This is a genomic window from Citrobacter sp. Cpo071, assembly GCF_030332765.1.
Classification (GTDB): Bacteria; Pseudomonadota; Gammaproteobacteria; order Enterobacterales; family Enterobacteriaceae; genus Citrobacter; species Citrobacter portucalensis.
The window spans coordinates 137,264-157,593 of the sequence record NZ_JAOWHE010000081.1; the positions used below are offsets into that span (position 1 = coordinate 137,264).

Annotated in this window: 15 protein-coding genes; 8 read left to right on the forward strand and 7 right to left on the reverse strand. The window is 55.1% G+C overall.

Translation table 11 applies throughout. The features are described from left to right. Positions 1-33: 33 nt before the first annotated feature. The gene (locus OGY09_RS13875) at positions 34-2,529 is read left to right on the forward strand and encodes a fimbria/pilus outer membrane usher protein (RefSeq protein ID WP_032944236.1); all 2,496 of its coding nucleotides are present in this window, start codon (positions 34-36) and stop codon (positions 2,527-2,529) included. Then, positions 2,520-3,602, forward strand: coding sequence for a fimbrial protein (locus tag OGY09_RS13880; protein ID WP_050592534.1), 1,083 nt, complete (start codon positions 2,520-2,522; stop codon positions 3,600-3,602). The genes OGY09_RS13875 and OGY09_RS13880 overlap by 10 nt, the downstream gene beginning before the upstream one ends. A 4-nt stretch (positions 3,603-3,606) precedes the next feature. Here OGY09_RS13880 and hcaR read toward each other — a convergent pair whose 3' ends face one another. Continuing rightward, positions 3,607-4,488, reverse strand: coding sequence for a DNA-binding transcriptional regulator HcaR (gene hcaR, locus OGY09_RS13885; RefSeq protein WP_032944239.1), 882 nt, complete (start codon positions 4,486-4,488; stop codon positions 3,607-3,609). 135 nt (positions 4,489-4,623) lie between these two features. On the opposite strand from hcaR, the gene hcaE reads away from it, so the two are divergent. From hcaE to hcaD, 5 genes are read left to right on the forward strand one after another with little or no spacing between them, the layout of a single operon-like run. Further along, positions 4,624-5,985 carry a 3-phenylpropionate/cinnamic acid dioxygenase subunit alpha gene (gene hcaE, locus OGY09_RS13890; RefSeq protein WP_032944240.1) on the forward strand — a complete coding sequence of 454 codons (1,362 nt, stop codon included), beginning with the start codon at positions 4,624-4,626 and terminating at the stop codon, positions 5,983-5,985. After that, a complete protein-coding gene (gene hcaF / locus OGY09_RS13895) occupies positions 5,982-6,500 on the forward strand; it encodes a 3-phenylpropionate/cinnamic acid dioxygenase subunit beta (protein ID WP_032944241.1) in 519 nt (172 codons plus the stop codon). Before hcaE ends, hcaF begins: the two co-directional genes overlap by 4 nt. Further along, the gene (gene hcaC, locus OGY09_RS13900) at positions 6,500-6,820 is read left to right on the forward strand and encodes a 3-phenylpropionate/cinnamic acid dioxygenase ferredoxin subunit (protein ID WP_032944244.1); all 321 of its coding nucleotides are present in this window, start codon (positions 6,500-6,502) and stop codon (positions 6,818-6,820) included. Before hcaF ends, hcaC begins: the two co-directional genes overlap by 1 nt. Next, positions 6,817-7,629 carry a 3-phenylpropionate-dihydrodiol/cinnamic acid-dihydrodiol dehydrogenase gene (hcaB, locus tag OGY09_RS13905; RefSeq protein ID WP_032944246.1) on the forward strand — a complete coding sequence of 271 codons (813 nt, stop codon included), beginning with the start codon at positions 6,817-6,819 and terminating at the stop codon, positions 7,627-7,629. The genes hcaC and hcaB overlap by 4 nt, the downstream gene beginning before the upstream one ends. A 9-nt stretch (positions 7,630-7,638) precedes the next feature. Beyond that, positions 7,639-8,841, forward strand: a complete 1,203-nt coding sequence (gene hcaD, locus OGY09_RS13910; RefSeq protein WP_032944247.1) for a phenylpropionate dioxygenase ferredoxin reductase subunit — start codon at positions 7,639-7,641, stop codon at positions 8,839-8,841. 92 nt (positions 8,842-8,933) lie between these two features. On the opposite strand, the gene glyA is transcribed toward hcaD, so the two are convergent. After that, a complete protein-coding gene (glyA, locus tag OGY09_RS13915) occupies positions 8,934-10,187 on the reverse strand; it encodes a serine hydroxymethyltransferase (RefSeq protein WP_003835277.1) in 1,254 nt (417 codons plus the stop codon). 326 nt (positions 10,188-10,513) lie between these two features. Here glyA and hmpA point away from each other — a divergent pair, with 326 nt between their 5' ends. Next, positions 10,514-11,704 carry an NO-inducible flavohemoprotein gene (hmpA, locus tag OGY09_RS13920; RefSeq protein ID WP_008785485.1) on the forward strand — a complete coding sequence of 397 codons (1,191 nt, stop codon included), beginning with the start codon at positions 10,514-10,516 and terminating at the stop codon, positions 11,702-11,704. A 101-nt stretch (positions 11,705-11,805) separates the two neighbouring features. Here hmpA and glnB read toward each other — a convergent pair whose 3' ends face one another. The 5 genes from glnB to purL form a co-directional block, all read right to left on the reverse strand. Beyond that, positions 11,806-12,144, reverse strand: coding sequence for a nitrogen regulatory protein P-II (glnB, locus tag OGY09_RS13925; RefSeq protein ID WP_002914032.1), 339 nt, complete (start codon positions 12,142-12,144; stop codon positions 11,806-11,808). A 60-nt stretch (positions 12,145-12,204) separates the two neighbouring features. Next, positions 12,205-13,539 (reverse strand): two-component system response regulator GlrR, encoded by a 1,335-nt coding sequence (gene glrR / locus OGY09_RS13930; protein ID WP_304502732.1) that lies wholly within the window; start codon positions 13,537-13,539, stop codon positions 12,205-12,207. Next, positions 13,539-14,282, reverse strand: a complete 744-nt coding sequence (gene qseG / locus OGY09_RS13935; RefSeq protein ID WP_032944248.1) for a two-component system QseEF-associated lipoprotein QseG — start codon at positions 14,280-14,282, stop codon at positions 13,539-13,541. The genes glrR and qseG overlap by 1 nt, the downstream gene beginning before the upstream one ends. Positions 14,283-14,304: 22 nt before the next feature. Next, entirely contained in the window at positions 14,305-15,735 is a 1,431-nt protein-coding gene (gene qseE / locus OGY09_RS13940) for a two component system sensor histidine kinase QseE/GlrK (RefSeq protein ID WP_103286014.1), read from the reverse strand. Between the two features lie 649 nt (positions 15,736-16,384). Continuing rightward, complete coding sequence (gene purL, locus OGY09_RS13945; protein WP_032944251.1) at positions 16,385-20,272, reverse strand: phosphoribosylformylglycinamidine synthase; 3,888 nt, start codon at positions 20,270-20,272, stop codon at positions 16,385-16,387. Between the last annotated feature and the right edge of the window lie 58 nt (positions 20,273-20,330).

A 20,330-nucleotide genomic window follows, 5' to 3' on the forward strand; every position in this document is an offset into this window, starting at 1 on the left:
CACGATGATAGCTCTCAGGGAATGACAAGCGATATGACGCAAAGAACGCCGAATTTATCAACCGTGAAGCCACTTGCCTTCTGGTTGCACTGCGCAATCGCCAGCGGATGCCTGGCCTCCGGCCATGCCTGGGCCGGTGACTTCTACTTTGACCCAGCCCTTCTGGAAACAGAGAAAAGCGGCCAACAGGCGGTGGATCTGGCGGTATTTTCGCAGAATAACGCCCAGCTTCCCGGCGAATATATTGTTGATATTTATATTAACAACAAGAAAACCGGTCAGCGTAGGCTGCCGTTTGTCGCGGGTAAAGACCACCAGTTGATTCCTCAGTTCACCCTCGGGCAACTGCGTGAGCTGGGCTTTAAAATCGACAACTATCCACAGTTGGCGGAGCAGGACAACGCCACGATAGTAGCCGACCTGACGCAGGCGATTCCCGGCAGCATCTCACAGTTTGATATCAACCACAGCCGACTGAATCTCAGCGTGCCGCAGATTGCCCTTTACCGTGACGCCCGCGGCTATGTAGATCCTGCACGCTGGGACGACGGGATGCCGGTTTTGTTCACCAACTACAACTTTAGCGGTTCGCAAAACCAGTACGACAACGACAGCGATCGGCGTCAGTATCTGAATATGCAAAATGGTGCCAACATCGGCCCCTGGCGACTGCGCAATTACTCGACCTGGGCGCACAGCGATAATGACACGCGTTGGGATAGCATTAATAGCTGGCTACAACGGGATATCAAAAGCCTGAAATCGCAGTTGGTGATAGGCGAGAGCGCCACCGAAGGCACGGTGTTCTCCAGCTATCAGTTTACCGGCGTGCGGCTGTACTCTGATGAAACCATGCTGCCCAACAGCCAGCGCGGCTTTGCGCCGACCATTCGCGGCATCGCCAACTCCAGCGCTATCGTGACGGTACGGCAAAACGGCTACACCCTGTATCAAAGCAACGTTCCGGCTGGGGCTTTTGAAATCAACGATCTCTACCCTTCGGCGTTCAGCGGCGACTTAGACGTCACTATCGAAGAAGCCGACGGCAGCATACGTCATTTCGTCCAGCCGTTCTCCGCGCTGCCGCAGATGCAAAGACCGGGTTATCTAAAATACAGCGTCACCGCGGGGCGCTTTCGCGCTGCCAGCTCGCAGGACAGCCACGAGCCGGAGTTCCTTGAAAGCACCGCCAGCTATGGTCTGAACAACGCGTTCACGCTTTACGGCGGCCTGAACGCCTCGCAGGACTACCGAGCGCTGGCGCTGGGCCTCGGCTCTACGCTTGGCGTTCTGGGGGCAGTATCGATGGACGTCAGCCGTGCGGACACTCAGCTTGATAACGATGAAAGCTATCATGGCTACAGCTGGCGCACCCAGTACATCAAAGACCTACCGGAAAGCGGCACCAGCGTGTCGCTAAGCTACTACCGCTACACCAGCAGCGGTTATTTCAACTTCTCCGACGCCAACCAGAAGGGTATCAACGGCGGCGATCACCTGCGCGATGAAGCTCAGTTCACTGTCAGCCAGACGTTGTTTTCTGGTATCAGTTTCTACGCCTCTGGCTCGCAGCAGGAGTACTGGGATCGCGAGCAGCAGGATAAAAACCTGTCCATTGGCCTGAACGGCAATCTGTGGGGCGTGAGCTATAACCTCAGCGCCCAGTTTACCGACTCACATGACAGCGACAACGACCGTACGCTGTCGCTCAGCCTGAGCGTGCCGTTGGATCGCTGGCTGTCGCATGCGCAGGCAACCTGGCGCACCACCGACCAGCGCGATCGCGCTACTCAGCACGAAGTGGGCATCAATGGCTCGCTGCTGGAAGACCGTCGGCTGACCTATAACCTGAAACAACGGCAAAGCGAAGGCGGCGATCCGGGCAGCAGCAGTCTGTACGGCAGCTACCGTTCTGCCTACGGCACCGTGAATGCCGGTTACGACTACAGCAGCGATAACCGCCAACTGAGCTACGGCCTCTCTGGCGGTATTGTCGCCCATCGTCACGGCGTGACCCTGTCGCAGTCACTGGGCAATGCCTTTGCGCTGATTGACGCCAACGGCGCGGCAGGGATCCGGGTGAAAAATTACCCCGGCATCGCCACCGACTATTTTGGCTATGCCGTGATCCCCTATCTGACCGCGTATCAGGAAAACGCCATCTCTCTCGATACCACAATGATGCCGGATAACGTCGACGTCACCGAAACGGTGCGCACCGTAGTGCCTAATCGCGGTGCCGCCGTAACGGCACACTTTATTGCCCAGACCGGCTACCGCGTACTGCTGAAACTCACCGATGCGCGCGGAAAAGCACTGCCCTTCGGCGCCATCGCCAGCAGTCAGACGCAGCAGAGCATCGTCGATGAAGGTGGCGTGCTGTATATCACTGGCGTAAACAGCCAGCCGCAGATCTGGTCCGTGCGCTGGGGTAATCAGCCAGATCAACAGTGCCAGTTTACCTTCAGCCTGCCGGAAGATGCTGCTCGCAACACCGCAATACAAAATGGGAACGCGCTATGTCAATAAAGAGTCTGTGGATGAAAAATGGGATTACCGCCGCGCTACTGGCGCTATCTATCACCCCGGTCTACGCGGTGACCGGGGCCTGCTCCGCGACGGGAAGCTTTAACGTCAATATAGCCAGCGACTGGACGCAAGCACAGAACGTCACGGGAACCTCGCTGGAACTGCCAACGCCGCTCTCAGGCAATGCTTATCAAATCGATTGCAGCTGTAGCGCGGGTAGCAAAGTGGCGTTGTACTATACGGTCACCAGCGCGCTATCTAAAAACGGTAAACTCAGCGGCTTTTACCAGTTGAATGATAATCTGGATATTAAAACTGAAGTTGATGACATTCCCGGGAAGACGGCGGTCACGCCGCAGAACACTAAACCTATCCAGGAAAGTGGCTCTTACAGCCCCAGCAGCAGCAAAGGTAGCGTGTGCACGGCTGACCCAGCGGAGATCCGCGCCGCGCCGGTAAACATTGGCGCGAGCACCCGTTTTACGCTGTACGTCACCAAACCCTTCCTGGGGGAACTGGTAATTCCAGACACCCTGGTCGCCTCAGTACAGGCCGGATGGACCAGTTCGTCCACCCCACCATCGGTGAGCAGCATGGAAGATATCGCCGAACTGCGCATCCAGGGGAGCATCACCGTGCCCCAGGATTGTAAAATCAACCAGGGCGACGTGATTCAGGTCGATCTCGGTTTTATCAACGCCAACCGTTTCACCACCAAGGACCAGATGCCGGACGGCTATACACCGGTCAATTTTGACATTCACTATGACTGCGGTGATACCTCAACCATCAAAAATAGCATGGAAATGAGGATTGATGCTGATGATGTGATTGAGCAGTACACGTTAGTCGCCCGCCGCCAGGAAGCCAATAACGTCCCGGACATCGGTGTGAGAATGGCCCGTATCGACGGCACCCATGTCAATGTCCCGTTCACAAATGGATTGATCAATATCGATCCTTCCGGCAAGGGAGTAATCAACCTGGAAGCCTGGCCGATTAATATGCTCGGCGGCACGCCCGCGCCGGGGAAATTTAGCGGTACCGCGACCATCACCGTTCTCGTGAAATAATGGCTCACAACATCGGCTGGCGCTGAGCCAGTTCGATAAAATGCTGCAGGGCGGGCTTTAGCTCGCCTTTTTTCCACGCCATCAACAGCGCAATGGTCGGAACATCGCCAACAATAGGGCGGAAAACCACCTGTCCGGTATTAAAATTATTCATATAACCGGGTATCAAAGTCACCCCCAGCCCCATGCCGACCAGGTTCATGGTCACCAGAATGTTGGTTGCCACCTGCACAATGTTGGGCTGGCTTTTTTGCTGCTGAAACCAGTTTTTGACAATCATCGCTAACGCGCCGGAGTAGGCCGGATCGGTGCTGACAAAATTCACGCCGTGTAGTTGTTCCGCGGAGATTGCTTGCTCATTAGCTAACGGATGATTCACCGGTAAAACCACTACTAACGGCTCATGAATCAGCTCCAGATAATCGAGATCCGGGCTGTACACCGGGTGGCGCATTAAGCCCACATCCAGCTCTCCACTCAGGATCTTCTCTTCCTGTTCGGTGGTGATCAGACTCACCAGCTCAATGAGCGTATCAGGCTGTTTTAAACGAAACAAAGGCAGCACCTTCGGCAGCAGATTTACCTCTGCGGAAGGGACAAAACCGATGGCGAAATGATTATCTTCCTGCACCGTTTTACGGGCACGAACTTTGGCGTTTTCCGCCTGTTCGAGGATCGCCAGCGCATCTTGTAAAAAGCACTCTCCCGCCGCCGTCAGCGCAACTTTTCGTTTATCCCGCACCAGCAACGGAACGCCCACGCACGTTTCCAGATCGCGGATCTGGCTGCTTAACGACGGCTGAGAGGTATGCAGCTTCTCTGCCGCTCGGGTGAAATTCAGCGCCTGCGCCACCGCTACGAAATAGCGTAAGTGCCTCAGTTCCATGCCCTTCTCCTTGTTATCGAAAAAATGTCTCAACTGGTAGAAATTTACTATTTCACAGATTGATAACTAACCAGCAACATCCTTAAGGTACAAAAAAAGAAGGTCAATACATCTTAGCTTTCAGGATTAAAAAATATGACCACACCCTCAAATTTAGACATCTACCAACTGATCGACACGCAAAACGGTCGCGTAACCCCACGAATTTATACCGACCCTGAAATTTACCAACTGGAGCTGGAACGCATCTTCGGACGCTGCTGGTTATTTCTCGCCCACGAAAGCCAAATCCCCAAACCCGGTGATTTTTTTAACACCTACATGGGCGAGGATGCAGTTGTGGTGGTTCGCCAGAAAGACGGCAGCATCAAAGCGTTTCTCAACCAGTGTCGCCACCGCGCAATGCGCGTCAGCTACGCCGACTGCGGTAATACCCGCGCCTTCACCTGCCCGTATCACGGCTGGTCGTACGGCATTAACGGCGAGCTGATCGACGTTCCGCTGGAACCGCGCGCCTACCCGCAAGGGCTGTGCAAATCGCACTGGGGGCTGAACGAAGTTCCTGGCGTAGAGAGCTACAAGGGACTGATTTTCGGCAACTGGGATACCTCCGCGCCTGCGTTGCGCGATTATCTCGGCGATATCGCCTGGTATCTCGACGGTGTGCTGGATCGTCGTGAAGGCGGCACCGAAATCGTCGGTGGCGTACAAAAGTGGACCATCGATTGTAACTGGAAATTCCCCGCCGAACAGTTTGCCAGCGACCAGTATCACGCGCTGTTCAGCCATGCCTCGGCCGTGCAGGTGCTGGGGGCAAAAGACGACGGCAGCGACAAGCGCCTGGGCGACGGACAAACCGCCCGCCCGGTGTGGGAAACCGCCAAAGACGCGCTACAGTTCGGTCAGGATGGGCACGGCAGCGGATTTTTCTTTACCGAAAATCCCGATGCCAACGTCTGGGTCGACGGCGAAGTCTCCAGCTACTACCGTGACACCTATGCGGAAGCCGAGCAGCGTCTGGGAAAAGTTCGCGCCCTGCGTCTGGCCGGTCACAACAACATTTTCCCAACGCTTTCCTGGCTCAACGGTACTGCCACCTTAAGGGTCTGGCATCCGCGCGGGCCGGATCAAGTTGAAGTATGGGCATTCTGTATTACCGATAAAGCCGCCTCTGATGAAGTGAAAGCTGCGTTTGAAAACAGCGCCACGCGCGCCTTTGGCCCCGCCGGATTCCTGGAGCAGGACGACTCGGAAAACTGGTGTGAAATTCAAAAACTGCTGAAGGGTCATCGCGCACGCAACACCAAATTGTGTTTGGAAATGGGGCTGGGCCAGGAGAAACGTCGTGAAGACGGCATTCCGGGGATCACCAACTACATCTTTTCGGAAACCGCCGCGCGCGGCATGTATCAGCGCTGGGCCGATTTACTCAGCAGCGAAAGCTGGCAGGAAGTGCAGGAAAAAACCGCCGCTTACCAGCAGGAGGTGATGAAATGAGCACCTTAGTTTCTCAGGAACTACACCACCGCATTACACAGTTTCTCTACCATGAAGCCAGCCTGCTGGATGACTGGAAGTTTCGTGACTGGCTGGCACAACTGGATGAAGACATTCGCTACACCATGCGTACGACGGTCAATGCCCAGACGCGCGATCGTCGCAAAGGCGTGCAGCCGCCGACCACCTGGATTTTCAACGACAACAAAGACCAGCTCGAACGTCGTATCGCGCGGCTGGAAACCGGCATGGCCTGGGCGGAAGAGCCACCGTCGCGTACCCGGCACCTGATCAGCAACTGCCAGGTCAGTGAAACTGGAGTTCCCGACGTCTTTGCCGTTCGCCTTAATTATCTGCTGTATCGCGCGCAAAAAGAGCGCGATGAAACCTTTTACGTCGGCATGCGCATAGACAAAGTGCGCCGTTTGCCGGGCGATGAGTGGCGCTTACTGGAGCGTGAGATCGTGCTGGATCAAGCGGTGATCACCTCCCATAACCTGAGTGTACTGTTCTGATGAGTCGTGTTTATGCTTGCCCCGTAGGGGATTTGCCGGAGGGTGAAGCGCTCCGGCTTGATACCTCGCCCGTCATCGCGCTGTTCAACGTTGGCGGCGAGTTCTATGCCATTAACGATCGCTGTAGCCACGGTAACGCCTCAATGTCGGAAGGCTATCTGGAAGACGACGCTACGGTGGAATGCCCGCTGCATGCCGCCAGTTTTTGCCTGAAAACCGGCAAGGCGTTGTGTCTACCCGCCACCGACGCGCTCACCACCTACGCGGTATATGTAGACGGTAGCGATGTGTTTGTTGATATTCCAGAGGACGCTAGATGAGCGATTTACGCGATAACGTGGTCTTTATCACCGGCGGCGGCTCCGGTCTTGGCCTGGCGCTGGTCGAGCGTTTCATCGAAGAAGGTGCGCGGGTCGCCACACTGGAGCTGTCGCCAGCTAAAGTTGCCAGCCTGCGTCAGCGCTTTGGCGAACATGTGCTGGCAATCGAAGGCAACGTCACCTGCTACGCCGACTATCAGCGCGCGGTAGCTCAAATCCTGACGCATTACGGTACGCTGGACTGTTTTATCGGAAATGCGGGGATATGGGATCACAACGCCTCGTTGGTCAATACGCCTGCGGATGCGCTGGAGAGCGGCTTTCATGAGCTGTTTAACGTCAACGTGCTGGGCTATCTGCTGGGCGCGAAAGCCTGTGCCCCTGCACTTATCGCCAGCGAAGGCAGCATCATCTTTACCCTGTCCAATGCGTCGTGGTATCCAGGCGGCGGCGGCCCGCTGTATACCGCCAGCAAACATGCGGCTACCGGGCTGATTCGCCAGCTGGCATACGAGCTGGCACCAAAGGTTCGTGTTAACGGTGTCGGTCCATGCGGTATGGCGACAGATCTACGCGGCCCGCAGGCGCTGGGACAAAACGATACATCGATTATGCAGTCGCTGACGCCGGAAAAAATCGCCGCTATTTTGCCACTACAGTTTTTCCCGGAGCCTGCGGATTTTACCGGCCCGTATGTGATGCTGGCGTCAAAGCGCAACAACCGCACATTGAGCGGCGTGATGATCAATGCCGACGCCGGTCTGGGTATTCGCGGTATTCGTCACGTCGCCGCCGGACTGGATCTCTGAGGAGATGTTATGAACCCAAAAACTATCGCTATCGTCGGCGGCGGTCAGGCGGCGGCTATGGCTGCCGCTGCACTGCGCCAACAAGGTTTTGACGGCGAATTACACCTGTTTTCCGATGAGCATCATCTGCCCTATGAACGCCCACCGCTCTCCAAAGCGATGCTACTGGACGACAATCCGCAACTTCAGCCGATACTCCCCGCTGACTGGTGGCAGGAACACAACGTACAGCTGCATCTGGGGGTTACTGTGCAGACGCTCGGCCGCCAAACGCATCAGTTGGTGCTGGCTAATGGGCAGAGTTATCCATGGGATCGGCTACTGATTGCGACGGGCGCTGCGGCACGCCCCCTTACGCAACTGGATAAGCTGGGCGATCGTTGCTTCACCCTGCGCCACGCGGGCGATGCCGAGCGCCTGCGCGACAATTTATTGCCGGGCAAGTCGATTGTCATTGTCGGTGCGGGCACCATTGGTCTGGAACTGGCGGCCAGCGCGACTCAACGCGGCTGTCAGGTGACGGTGGTGGAGCTGGCGCCAACGGTCATGGGCCGCAACGCGCCTGCTCCGGTGCGCGACTACCTGCTAACCCGCCACCAACTTGCGGGCGTGCGGGTATTGCTTAACAGCGCTATAGAGCATGTCGAAGCAGGAGAGTCTCTCTCGCTCACGCTACAAAACGGCGAAACTCTCACCGCTGATGCGGTGATCTATGGCATCGGTATCGTGGCGAACGATATGCTGGCCCGCGAAGCGGGGCTGGAGACGGCGAACGGCATTATCGTTGATACCGCCTGCACCACCTCCGATCCCGCGATTTTCGCCGCCGGTGACGTAGCGATAACACGCCAGGCTGACGGTTCGTTAGTACGCGTGGAAAGCTGGGAAAACGCCAATTTTCAGGCACAGGTTGCCGCCGCCGCGATGCTCAATCAACCGCAGCCAGCAGCAACGCCGGGCTGGTTCTGGACCGATCAGTACCGTGATAATCTACAGTTTGTCGGCGAAATGCAGGGTGAGAACTGGCTCCTACGCGGCGATCCTGATGCGCAGAAAGCAATATGGTTTAACCTACAGGATGGCGTGATTGTCGGCGCAGTAACGTTGAATCAGGGCCGAGAAATACGTTTATTGAGAAAATGGATTCAGGCAAAGAAAAAGCCGCCAGTGGCGACTTTAATCAATGAAACAATCTTGCTTAAGTCAATATAACTGCCGGATGGCACTTCGTTTATCTGGCCTACATGTGAGTTACCTGTAGGCCGGAAAAGGTGTTTACACCACCATCTGGCAATCCGTATTACTTACGCGTAAACCGGGAAACGTGCGCAGATATCCAGCACTTTACCTTTGACGCGCTCGATAACAGCTTCGTCATTGATGTTGTCCAGAACGTCACACATCCAGCCAGCCAGCTCTTTCACTTCAGCTTCTTTAAAGCCACGGCGAGTCACAGCCGGAGAACCGATACGGATACCGGAAGTCACAAACGGGCTCTTCGGATCGTTCGGTACGCTGTTTTTGTTAACGGTGATGTTAGCACGGCCCAGCGCGGCGTCAGCTTCTTTACCGGTCAGGTTTTTATCAACCAGATCCAGCAGGAACAGGTGGTTTTCAGTACCGCCAGAAACCACTTTGTAGCCACGGTTCAGGAACACTTCCACCATCGCTTTGGCGTTTTTGGCAACCTGCTGTTGGTAAACCTTGAACTCAGGCTCCATCGCTTCTTTCAGCGCCACAGCTTTCGCCGCGATCACGTGCATCAGCGGGCCGCCCTGCGCGCTTGGGAACACAGCGGAGTTCAGTTTTTTGTACAGCTCTTCGTCACCGCCTTTCGCCAGGATCAGGCCACCGCGTGGACCCGCCAGGGTTTTGTGGGTGGTGGTGGTCACAACGTGTGCGTGTGGAACCGGGTTCGGATAAACGCCTGCGGCAATCAGACCTGCAACGTGCGCCATATCGACGAACAGATATGCACCGATGCTGTCGGCGATTTCGCGCATTTTTGCCCAGTCAACAACGCCGGAGTAAGCAGAGAAGCCACCGATGATCATCTTCGGTTTGTGCTCTTTGGCCTGCTTCGCCATGTCTTCGTAGTCAATTTTGCCGGACTCATCAATACCGTAAGGGATGATGTTGTACAGTTTGCCGGAGAAGTTAACCGGGGAGCCGTGAGTCAGGTGGCCGCCTTGTGCCAGGTTCATACCCAGAACGGTATCGCCCGGTTGCAGCAGAGCGGTGTAAACAGCAAAGTTAGCCTGAGAACCGGAGTGCGGTTGTACGTTAGCGTAGTCAGCGCCAAACAGCTCTTTTGCGCGATCGATAGCCAGTTGCTCAACGATATCAACGTACTCGCAACCGCCGTAGTAGCGCTTGCCCGGATAACCTTCAGCATATTTGTTGGTCAGCTGAGAACCCTGCGCCTGCATAACACGCGGGCTGGTGTAGTTTTCGGAGGCGATCAGTTCGATGTGCTCTTCCTGACGTACTTTTTCCTGCTCCATAGCCTGCCACAGTTCGGCATCATAATCGGCAATGTTCATTTCACGCTTTAACATCCGCATCTCCTGACTCAGCTAACAATAAAATTTTCGGCCTTAAAAGGCGGTCCGTAGGACAACGGCGAACAGTATAACCGAATCATTCTTCGATAACAGGTCTTGACAAAGGATTTTACGCAAACGATTACCTTCAAGGTACGCAAGGCTTTGGAGAACAAAGGTCTGCTGAATTTCAACGGATTTCTTTTCAGGTTTGTGATGCAGATTTTTCACGATGTAACCTTTACAACGCAAAGTTACAAAGAACCATTTACAATGCAGGGGTATTTTTTATAAGATGTATTTGACATACATCATTAAAGTCTCAGATAAAGGAAGACCGTATGCTTGACGCACAAACCATCGCTACAGTGAAAGCCACCATTCCCCTGCTGGTTGAAACAGGCCCGAAGCTGACCGCCCATTTCTACGACCGCATGTTTACGCATAACCCAGAGCTGAAAGAAATCTTCAACATGAGTAATCAGCGTAATGGCGATCAGCGTGAAGCGCTGTTTAATGCTATTGCCGCGTATGCCAGCAATATCGAAAATCTGGCGGCACTGTTGCCGGCTGTTGAGAAAATCGCACAGAAGCATACCAGCTTCCAGATTAAACCCGAGCAGTACAACATCGTGGGTGGCCATTTACTGGCAACGCTGGACGAAATGTTCAGCCCAGGCCAGGAAGTTCTGGATGCGTGGGGCAAAGCATACGGCGTGCTGGCGAACGTTTTCATCAACCGTGAAGCGCAAATCTACAGCGAAAATGCCAATAAAAATGGCGGCTGGGAAGGTACCCGTCCTTTCCGCATCGTGGCAAAAACCCCACGCAGTGCACTTATCACCAGCTTTGAGTTTGAACCTGTCGACGGTGGCGCAGTGGCTGAATATCATCCGGGGCAATATCTGGGCGTCTGGTTAAAGCCGGAAGGTTTCCCGCATCAGGAAATTCGTCAGTACTCACTGACCCGTAAACCCGATGGCAAAGGCTACCGTATTGCGGTTAAGCGTGAAGACGGTGGTCAGGTTTCAACCTGGCTGCACAACCATGCGAATGTTGGCGACGTTGTTCACCTGGCCGCACCTGCGGGCGATTTCTTTATGGACGTTGCGACCGACACCCCGGTATCTCTGATCTCCGCGGGAGTGGGACAAACCCCAATGCTGGCGATGCTGGATACGCTGGCAAAAGCGCAGCATACGGCGCAGGTTAACTGGTTCCATGCGGCAGAAAATGGTGACGTGCATGCCTTCGCTGATGAAGTTAATGAACTCGGCAAAACGCTGCCACGCTTTAGCGCACACACCTGGTATCGTGAGCCAACCGAAGCCGATCGTGCGAAAGGTGCCTTTGATAGCGTAGGTCTGATGGATTTGAACAAACTGGAAAGCGCAATCAGCGATCCGGCGATGCAGTTTTATCTGTGCGGTCCGGTTGGTTTCATGCAGTTCGCCGCGAAGCAGCTGGTCGGTCTGGGCGTGAAAAACGAGAACATTCATTACGAATGCTTCGGTCCGCACAAAGTCTTGTAATGTGTTACGCGAGTAGGCCGGATAAGGCGTTTACGCCGCCATCCGGCAATCACTCTGCCTGATGCGCTACGCTTATCAGGCCTACAAATTAACGGCGCGGCTTAGATTGCCGCGTCGTCTTCTTCACCGGTACGAATACGAATAACGCGTGCCACGTCGAAGACAAAAATCTTACCGTCACCGATCTTGCCGGTCTGGGCAGTACGGATAATGGTGTCGACGCAGGTATCGACGATGTCGTCGGTAACCACAATTTCAATTTTTACCTTCGGCAGAAAATCCACCATATATTCCGCGCCACGGTACAACTCGGTATGGCCTTTCTGACGGCCAAAACCTTTCACTTCTGTCACAGTCATACCGGTAATGCCGACTTCTGCCAGCGCTTCGCGGACGTCGTCCAGCTTGAAGGGTTTAATAATCGCATCAATCTTTTTCATGCTATTCCTTGAAAAGGTCGCCTGTCTTTTGATCGAATAAAGCTAACATAATCCGCAGATTTATTCTTTGAAATCGTTTGCATCCAGCTCGTGCCGAGAAAGCAATTTATAGAATTCGGTGCGGTTGCGCCCCGCCATTCTTGCCGCGTGGGTCACATTGCCCTTGGTGATTTGCAGCAGCTTACGCAGATAGTTGAGCTCAAACTGGTTACGCGCCTCAACAAAGGTCGGCAGCGCGGTGTTTTCCCCTTCCAGCGCCTGCTCCACCAGCGCGTCGCTGATCACCGGCGAAGAGGTCAACGCCACGCACTGCTCAATTACGTTGACCAGCTGACGCACGTTGCCCGGCCAACTGGCGGTCATTAACCGCTTCATGGCATCGGTTGAAAAGGCGCGTACGAACGGTTTGTGCCGTTCAGCAGACTGGCGCAGCAGATGGTTCGCCAGCAGCGGAATATCTTCCGTACGCTCGGCCAGCGCAGGGATCTTCAGGCTCACCACATTGAGGCGATAGTACAAATCCTCGCGAAATTCGCCCCGTGCCATCGCTTTGGGTAAATCGCGGTGGGTCGCAGAAACGATCCGCACATCAATGTCGATATCGCGGTTACTGCCCAACGGTCTGACTTTTCGTTCCTGCAATACGCGCAGCAGTTTCACCTGTAACGGCGCAGGCATATCGCCAATCTCATCGAGAAACAGCGTGCCGCCTTCTGCGGCCTGAAACAGCCCTTCACGATTGCTCACCGCACCGGTAAAAGCACCGCGCGCATGACCAAACAGTTCTGATTCCAGCAGTTGTTCCGGCAACGCGCCGCAGTTAATGGCAATGAAAGGTTTTTGGCTGCGTGGGCTGGCGTTGTGAATAGCCTGAGCGAAAACTTCTTTCCCGGTTCCGCTTTGGCCGTTAATCAAGACGCTAACGTCCGATTGCGCCACCATCCGCGCCTGTTCCAGCAGGCGTAGCATCAGCGGGCTGCGGGTAACGATAGATTCGCGCCAGCTGTCATCGGTGGCGGGCGCAGACTGTTCCAGTGCCCCGTCAATCGCGTGATATAACGCGTCCTTGTCGACTGGTTTAGTGAGGAAGCTGAACACCCCTTGCTGGGTCGCCGCAACGGCGTCAGGGATGGAGCCGTGAGCGGTCAGGATAATCACCGGCATCCCAGGCTGTACTTTCTGGATTTCAGTAAACAGCTGCATACCATCCATTTCATCCATGCGCAGATCGCTAATAACCAGATCCACTTTTTCACGGTTCAGCACCCGTAACCCTTCCTGCCCACTTTCCGCGGTCACGACGCTGTAGCCTTCGCTGGTCAGTCGCATTCCAAGTAATTTCAACAGGCCCGGATCGTCATCCACCAGCAGCAGATGCGCGGGCTTACGGCTTATCATGGCGTAACCTCATCGGCAGACGGCGCTGCGCCTTCTTCGTTATCAGGCGTAGTGAGTTTATCGTTCCCGTGCAGCGCATCAGGATTGTAGTTACCGCCAGGTTTGCGCGTGGAAAGCTGGCGCTCAATATCGGTCAGATTCTCCAGCTTGCGGGTCGTGAGATCGAGCTGGGACTGCAAATGCTGCTGCTGTTGACGCAGCGTATCGAGATCGCTGTCGGATGCCTGCTGGAGTTTACTGTAGCGCATACGCTCTTCGGCAAGCTGCAACTGCAACGTTTGGCTGCTGCGCCAGACCTGATACAGCGGGCGTACCTGTGGCGGAATTTGCGGGCTTAACGCATCGAGGCGCGTAACAGCCTCCCGCCTTTCTGGCGGCGTAATATTGGCATTATCGAGCAGGATCCCACGCCTGAAAGCGCCCTGCCAAGTATCTGCCATCAGGGTGCTGGCTTCACTACGCGCCTGCACCGGCATCAGGCGATTGGCGCAATCCATCGCCCGCAGCCAGTACAACGGATTGGTTTCTGTAGACTGGCCAGACAGCGACCAGATATCCGTACAGTCGGTTGCAAGGTAGTCCGCCAGTTGATTAGGCGGAATTTTCTCCTGCGAGGGATCGCCGATAATATGATTCACCGCGTTCGGGACACAACCAACCAGCGCCAGGCACGGCAGGCTTGCGAGGATGACGCGACGAAGAAAATGTCGTTTAAGCATTCGGACAACAACGTATGGCATACTCACCAGACTTAGGTTTATTTTAGTGATTTTTCGCAGCAGCTAGCGGCAGTTCTATGCGAAAACAAACGTTTTGCGCATGGTCATCAACCAGATACAGCTTGCCCCGCATACGGCGGATGCAATCTCTGGCAATGCTTAGCCCCAACCCGCTTCCTTTTACCGCCCCTTTTCGCTGATGACTCCCCTGGAAAAAAGGCTCGAAGATCATGGTCTGTTCTGCTTCTGGAATCGGTGTGCCGGTATTCATTACATCGATGTATACCGTTGAGCCATGCAAACTGCTGCGGATCCAAATGTTACCGGATTCAGCACCATAGTGCACCGCATTGGAATAAAGATTGTCCAGCACGCTCATCAACAGCATCGGTTCTGCCAGGCAAGTGTTCACCGCAAGCGCAACATCAGTATGTATCATTTTGGCGCGAGCGGGCAGGCTATGCGCAGAAACAACGCTTTCCACCAGCGGCGCGATTTCCACACTTTCAAGTTCCACCTCGTCATCCGCCAGCTTGCGGTTGTAATCGAGGAGTTGTTCAATCAGCTTTTGCAGGTTACGGCTGCTGTCATCCAGAATACCGACCACCTCTTTTTGCTCCGGTGTTAACGGGCCAACCACCTGATCGGCCAACAATTCGGTACCTTCGCGCATGCTCGCCAGCGGTGTTTTCAGCTCATGGGAAAGATGGCGTAAAAACTGATGCCGTTGCGACTCAAGCCAGGAGAGACGTTCGCTTAACCAGATGATACGCTGCCCCACGGATCTCAATTCCCGTGGCCCGGTAAATAATACGCTATCCCCCAGCGAGCGCCCTTCTCCCAGACAGTTGATCATCCGTTCAATGCCCTTCACCGGGCCGATAATCATGCGGGTAAACAGCAAGACCATCGCCAGGCTGACGAGAAACAGCACCAGTGCCTGCCAGCCAAAAAACTGCCCGCGTTCGGCTATTTCCTGCTGTAACTGCTGCCCACGAGAAAAGACCACGGTACGCGTCGCTTGCACCATCTCGGTATTGGCATTGGCGAACGCTTCCAGCCGTGCAGCCGACACACTGTCAGGACCACTGTTTTTACACTGCAACTGCGCGAGATCGTTAAGATCCTGACGCAACGCCTGGTAGAGCTTGGTATCCGGCAACACCCCCGCATGCGCATCCAGCATGTCGCTGTAGCGTTTACGCTGGCTTTGGTAGACCCTGGCCAATGTTGGGTCATCAAGCACGCAGTATTGCCGATAGCTGCGCTCCATCTCCAGCGCGACGTTGGTCATCGCCTCGCTGCGTCTGGCATCAATCAGCGTGGTGCGGTTTGTCAGCGCAGCCTGCGCGCTCAGGGCATTCAGACTTTGCCATGCCTGCCAGGCCAGAACTAACAACGGCAGCAGGATAAGCAAGAAGGCCAACGTCACCAATTGACGTAAAGATCGGGGAAAAACTGACCAGCGCTTCAAGGCGTTACTCTCAATGGACAGGAAAAGATTGATGCTAACTGAGGGGAACGCCAGATACAACAAAGCCGGGATTAACCCGGCTTTGTTATGGAATAAGGCGGTGCCTAACTCGACGTTTCGCCCGGAGGTTGATATGAGCAATGCTAATATCAGATGTTGGACGGCAGGCACCTTGTTGTGCGTCATTCGAAGTTTATGTAGCACGTCCCGAAGGGGCTGACATAAGAAGGTGAATGAGCCACTGGTTAATATTATGCAGCATCTGTGCCAATATTCAAAACACTTTATTAACACAATGATAAGTATGAAAAATATTATTATTTTCACAAATAACAATTCTGTCTGTTTTTTGTTCTCTCTGTCGCCAATCAGCAACACTTGCAGCACTTAAAAACAAATTACTATTAAATCAAATAATTAAACGTCTCTTTTTGACGACACCGCTACCCTGTCCATGTCGGCATTTCCCGACACTTTACTTTTAGGTGCAAGCGCTGAGTTTATTGCCGGATGGCGGCGTGAACGCCTTATCCGGCCTACAACCGCATTTTCCCTGTAGGCCTGATAAGCGTAGCGTCATCAGGCGGGTTCCATCCGGCAGACAAAAAAAAGCCCCTCGCGAAGAGGGGCTTGATGACTATTGAGCGAATTAACCGAGCTGTTTACGCGCGTTGCGGAAAATACGCATCCACGGGCTATCCTCGCCCCAGTTTTCCGGGTGCCAGGAGTTGCTCACGGTACGGAACACACGTTCCGGGTGCGGCATCATAATGGTGACGCGACCATTTTCAGTGGTCACTGCAGTAATGCCGTTCGGCGAACCGTTCGGGTTAGCCGGATAGGTCTCGGTCACCTTACCGAAGTTATCAACGTAGCGCAGCGCCACCAGACCTTTGCTCTCAAGCTGAGCCAGATGCGCACCGTCACGCACTTCCACACGACCTTCACCGTGAGAAACGGCAATCGGCATCATCGAACCCACCATATCGGCAAGCAGCAAAGACGGGCTTTGCGTCACTTCGACCAGGCTGAAGCGGGCTTCAAAGCGGTCGGAATGGTTACGCACAAAGCGCGGCCACAGGTCGCTTCCTGGGATCAGCTCACGCAGGTTAGACATCATCTGACAACCGTTACACACGCCGAGTGCCAGCGTTTGCGGGCGATGGAAGAAGGTTTCGAACTCATCACGGACGCGGTTGTTGAACAGAATCGACTTCGCCCAACCTTCACCAGCGCCAAGCACATCGCCGTAAGAGAAGCCGCCGCAGGCCACCAGTGCCTGGAAGTTACCCAGGCCGATACGTCCGCCCAGCAGGTCGCTCATGTGCACATCGATGGCGTCGAAACCCGCACGGTGGAAGGCAGCTGCCATTTCAACGTGGGAGTTCACACCCTGCTCGCGCAGTACGGCCACTTTGGGACGTGCACCGGTGGCGATGTACGGAGCGGCAACATCTTCGTTGATATCAAACGACAGTTTAACGTTGAGACCAGGGTCCGCATCGTTGGTTTTAGCGTCGTGTTCTTGATCGGCGCATTCCGGGTTGTCACGCAGGCGCTGCATCTGCCAGGTAGTTTCCGCCCACCACATACGCAGGGTAGTACGGCTTTCGCTAAACACCGGCTGGCCGTTAGCGGTCAGGGTGAAGCGGTCACCTTCAACGGCTTTACCGAGGAAGTGTACGCAGTCTGCCAGGCCGTGGGTAGCCAGAATCGCTTCCACCGCCTCACGCTCAGCAGCACGAACCTGAATCACCGCACCCAGTTCTTCGTTAAACAACGCCGCCAGACGATCTTCACCCAGAGAGTGGATATCAGCGTCAATACCGCAGTGACCGGCGAAGGCCATTTCCGCCAGCGTAACCAGCAGACCGCCGTCAGAACGGTCATGGTAGGCCAGCAGCTTACGCGCAGCGACCAGCGCCTGAATCGCATCGTAGAAGCCTTTCAGTTGCTCAACGTTACGCACGTCGGCAGGCTTATCGCCCAGTTGACGGTAAACCTGCGCCAGCGACGTAGCGCCCAGCGCATTGTGACCAAGACCGAGGTCAATCAGCAGCAGGGCGTTGTCTTCAGTAGACAGCTGCGGGGTAATGGTGTGGCGCACATCTTCTACGCGGGCAAAGGCGGTGATCACCAGCGACAGCGGCGAAGTCATTTCACGCTGCTCGTTACCTTCCTGCCAGCGGGTTTTCATCGACATAGAGTCTTTGCCCACTGGAATGGTCAGGCCGAGCGCCGGGCATAGCTCTTCCCCGACGGCTTTTACTGCTTCGTACAGGCCAGCATCTTCACCAGGGTGACCAGCAGCCGCCATCCAGTTTGCCGACAGCTTAATACGTTTGATGTCGCCAATCTGCGTTGCCGCAATGTTGGTCAGCGCTTCACCGACCGCCAGACGCGCAGAGGCAGAGAAGTCCAATAGCGCAACCGGCGCGCGTTCGCCGATAGACATTGCTTCGCCGTAGTAGCTATCGAGGCTGGCGGTAGTGACCGCGCAGTTAGCGACCGGGATCTGCCACGGACCAACCATCTGGTCACGCGCCACCATGCCGGTAACGGTACGGTCACCGATGGTCACGAGGAACGTTTTCTCCGCGACAGTCGGCAGATGCAGCACGCGGTTAACCGCATCTGCAATCGAGATTTCACCACGATTCAGGGCATCGCCTTTGGCTTTCAGCGTCTGCACATCGCGGGTCATTTTCGGTGTTTTACCCAGCAGCACATCAAGAGGCATGTCGATCGGCTGGTTGTCGAAGTGGCTGTCGCTCAAGGTCAGATGCTGTTCTTCGGTAGCTTCACCAATCACCGCATACGGCGCGCGCTCACGCTTACACAGTTCATCAAACAGCGGCAATTGATCGGCAGCAACCGCCAGCACGTAGCGCTCCTGGGATTCGTTGCACCAGATTTCCAGCGGGCTCATACCCGGCTCGTCGCTGAGGATATCGCGCAGCTGGAACTTACCGCCGCGACCACCATCGCTTACCAGCTCCGGCATAGCGTTAGACAGTCCACCCGCGCCAACGTCATGGATAAACAGAATCGGGTTCGCATCACCCATCTGCCAGCAACGGTCGATAACTTCCTGGCAACGACGTTCCATTTCCGGGTTGTCACGCTGTACGGAAGCGAAATCAAGATCGGCATCAGACTGGCCGGAAGCCATAGAGGAGGCTGCCCCGCCGCCAAGGCCAATGTTCATTGCCGGGCCGCCGAGGACGATAAGCTTAGCGCCAACGACGATCTCGCCCTTCTGCACGTGATCGGCACGGATGTTACCGATCCCGCCTGCCAGCATGATCGGTTTATGGTAACCGCGCAGCTCTTCGCCGTTATGGCTGTTGACCTTTTCTTCATAGGTACGGAAGTAGCCGGTCAGCGCCGGACGACCAAATTCGTTGTTAAACGCCGCGCCGCCCAGCGGGCCTTCGGTCATGATATCAAGCGCGGTAACAATACGGTCCGGCTTACCGAAGTCTTCTTCCCACGGCTGTTCAAAGCCAGGAATACGCAGGTTGGAAACGGAGAAACCCACCAGCCCGGCTTTCGGTTTTGCACCGCGACCTGTTGCGCCCTCGTCGCGGATTTCGCCACCGGAGCCGGTTGCAGCACCTGGCCACGGAGAGATAGCCGTCGGGTGGTTGTGAGTTTCAACCTTCATCAGGATGTGGGCTGGTTCCTGATGGAAATCGTAGCGGCCGGTTTTGTGATCGGCAAAATAGCGGCCCACTTCAGAGCCTTCCATTACCGCAGCGTTGTCTTTATAGGCAGACAGCACGTGGTCCGGCGTGGTTTCGAAGGTATTCTTGATCATCTTGAACAGCGACTTCGGCTGCTGTTTACCATCGATAACCCAGTCGGCGTTAAAAATCTTGTGGCGGCAGTGCTCAGAGTTGGCCTGCGCAAACATGTATAGTTCAATATCGTTCGGGTTACGTCCCAGTTTGGTGAACGCATCCTGCAGATAGTCAATTTCGTCTTCCGCCAGCGCCAGACCCAGACGCAGGTTAGCGTCGATCAGCGCCTGACGCCCCTCACCCAGTAGATCAACGCTGGAGACCGGCGCCGGTTGGTGATGGGCAAACAGTTTTTCGGCATCGTTCAGCGCAGAGAAAACCGTTTCCATCATGCGATCGTGCAGTTCGTCGGCCACCATCTGCCATTGCTCAGCGGTCAGCGTAGAGGCTTCTACATACCAGGCAATGCCACGTTCCAGGCGGCTAATCTGGTGCAGACCGCAGTTGTGGGCAATATCAGTCGCTTTAGAAGACCACGGGGAGATGGTGCCTGGGCGAGGCGTAACCAGCAGCAGTTTGCCTTCCGGGGCGTGGCTTTGCAGAGCAGGACCATATTTCAGCAGGCGTGCAAGCTGCGCGTGCTCATCTTCATTTAACGGTGCATTCAGATCGGCAAAATGGACGTACTCGGCGTAAATGTTGTGGACCTGGAGGTTGGCAGCCTGAAAACGTGCCAGCAGTTTGTTAATACGGAATGCAGACAGTGCAGGTGAACCACGCAGAATTTCCATCATAAGTCTCTCGTCTTCTAAGCTTTCGGTGTGCCCAAGTGGGGGAAACGGGCGTCATTAT

Excerpts from the sequence above, each read along its gene's own strand:
- purL (WP_032944251.1), bottom strand. The coding sequence starts at position 20,272 with ATGATGGAAATTCTGCGTGGTTCACCTGCACTGTCTGCATTCCGTATT.
- glyA (WP_003835277.1), bottom strand. The coding sequence starts at position 10,187 with ATGTTAAAGCGTGAAATGAACATTGCCGATTATGATGCCGAACTGTGG.
- hcaR (WP_032944239.1), bottom strand. The coding sequence starts at position 4,488 with ATGGAACTGAGGCACTTACGCTATTTCGTAGCGGTGGCGCAGGCGCTG.
- hcaF (WP_032944241.1), top strand. The coding sequence starts at position 5,982 with ATGAGCACCTTAGTTTCTCAGGAACTACACCACCGCATTACACAGTTT.
- hmpA (WP_008785485.1), top strand. The coding sequence starts at position 10,514 with ATGCTTGACGCACAAACCATCGCTACAGTGAAAGCCACCATTCCCCTG.
- qseG (WP_032944248.1), bottom strand. The coding sequence starts at position 14,282 with ATGCCATACGTTGTTGTCCGAATGCTTAAACGACATTTTCTTCGTCGC.
- glnB (WP_002914032.1), bottom strand. The coding sequence starts at position 12,144 with ATGAAAAAGATTGATGCGATTATTAAACCCTTCAAGCTGGACGACGTC.
- hcaE (WP_032944240.1), top strand. The coding sequence starts at position 4,624 with ATGACCACACCCTCAAATTTAGACATCTACCAACTGATCGACACGCAA.
- OGY09_RS13875 (WP_032944236.1), top strand. The coding sequence starts at position 34 with ATGACGCAAAGAACGCCGAATTTATCAACCGTGAAGCCACTTGCCTTC.
- hcaC (WP_032944244.1), top strand. The coding sequence starts at position 6,500 with ATGAGTCGTGTTTATGCTTGCCCCGTAGGGGATTTGCCGGAGGGTGAA.
- hcaB (WP_032944246.1), top strand. The coding sequence starts at position 6,817 with ATGAGCGATTTACGCGATAACGTGGTCTTTATCACCGGCGGCGGCTCC.
- hcaD (WP_032944247.1), top strand. The coding sequence starts at position 7,639 with ATGAACCCAAAAACTATCGCTATCGTCGGCGGCGGTCAGGCGGCGGCT.
- OGY09_RS13880 (WP_050592534.1), top strand. The coding sequence starts at position 2,520 with ATGTCAATAAAGAGTCTGTGGATGAAAAATGGGATTACCGCCGCGCTA.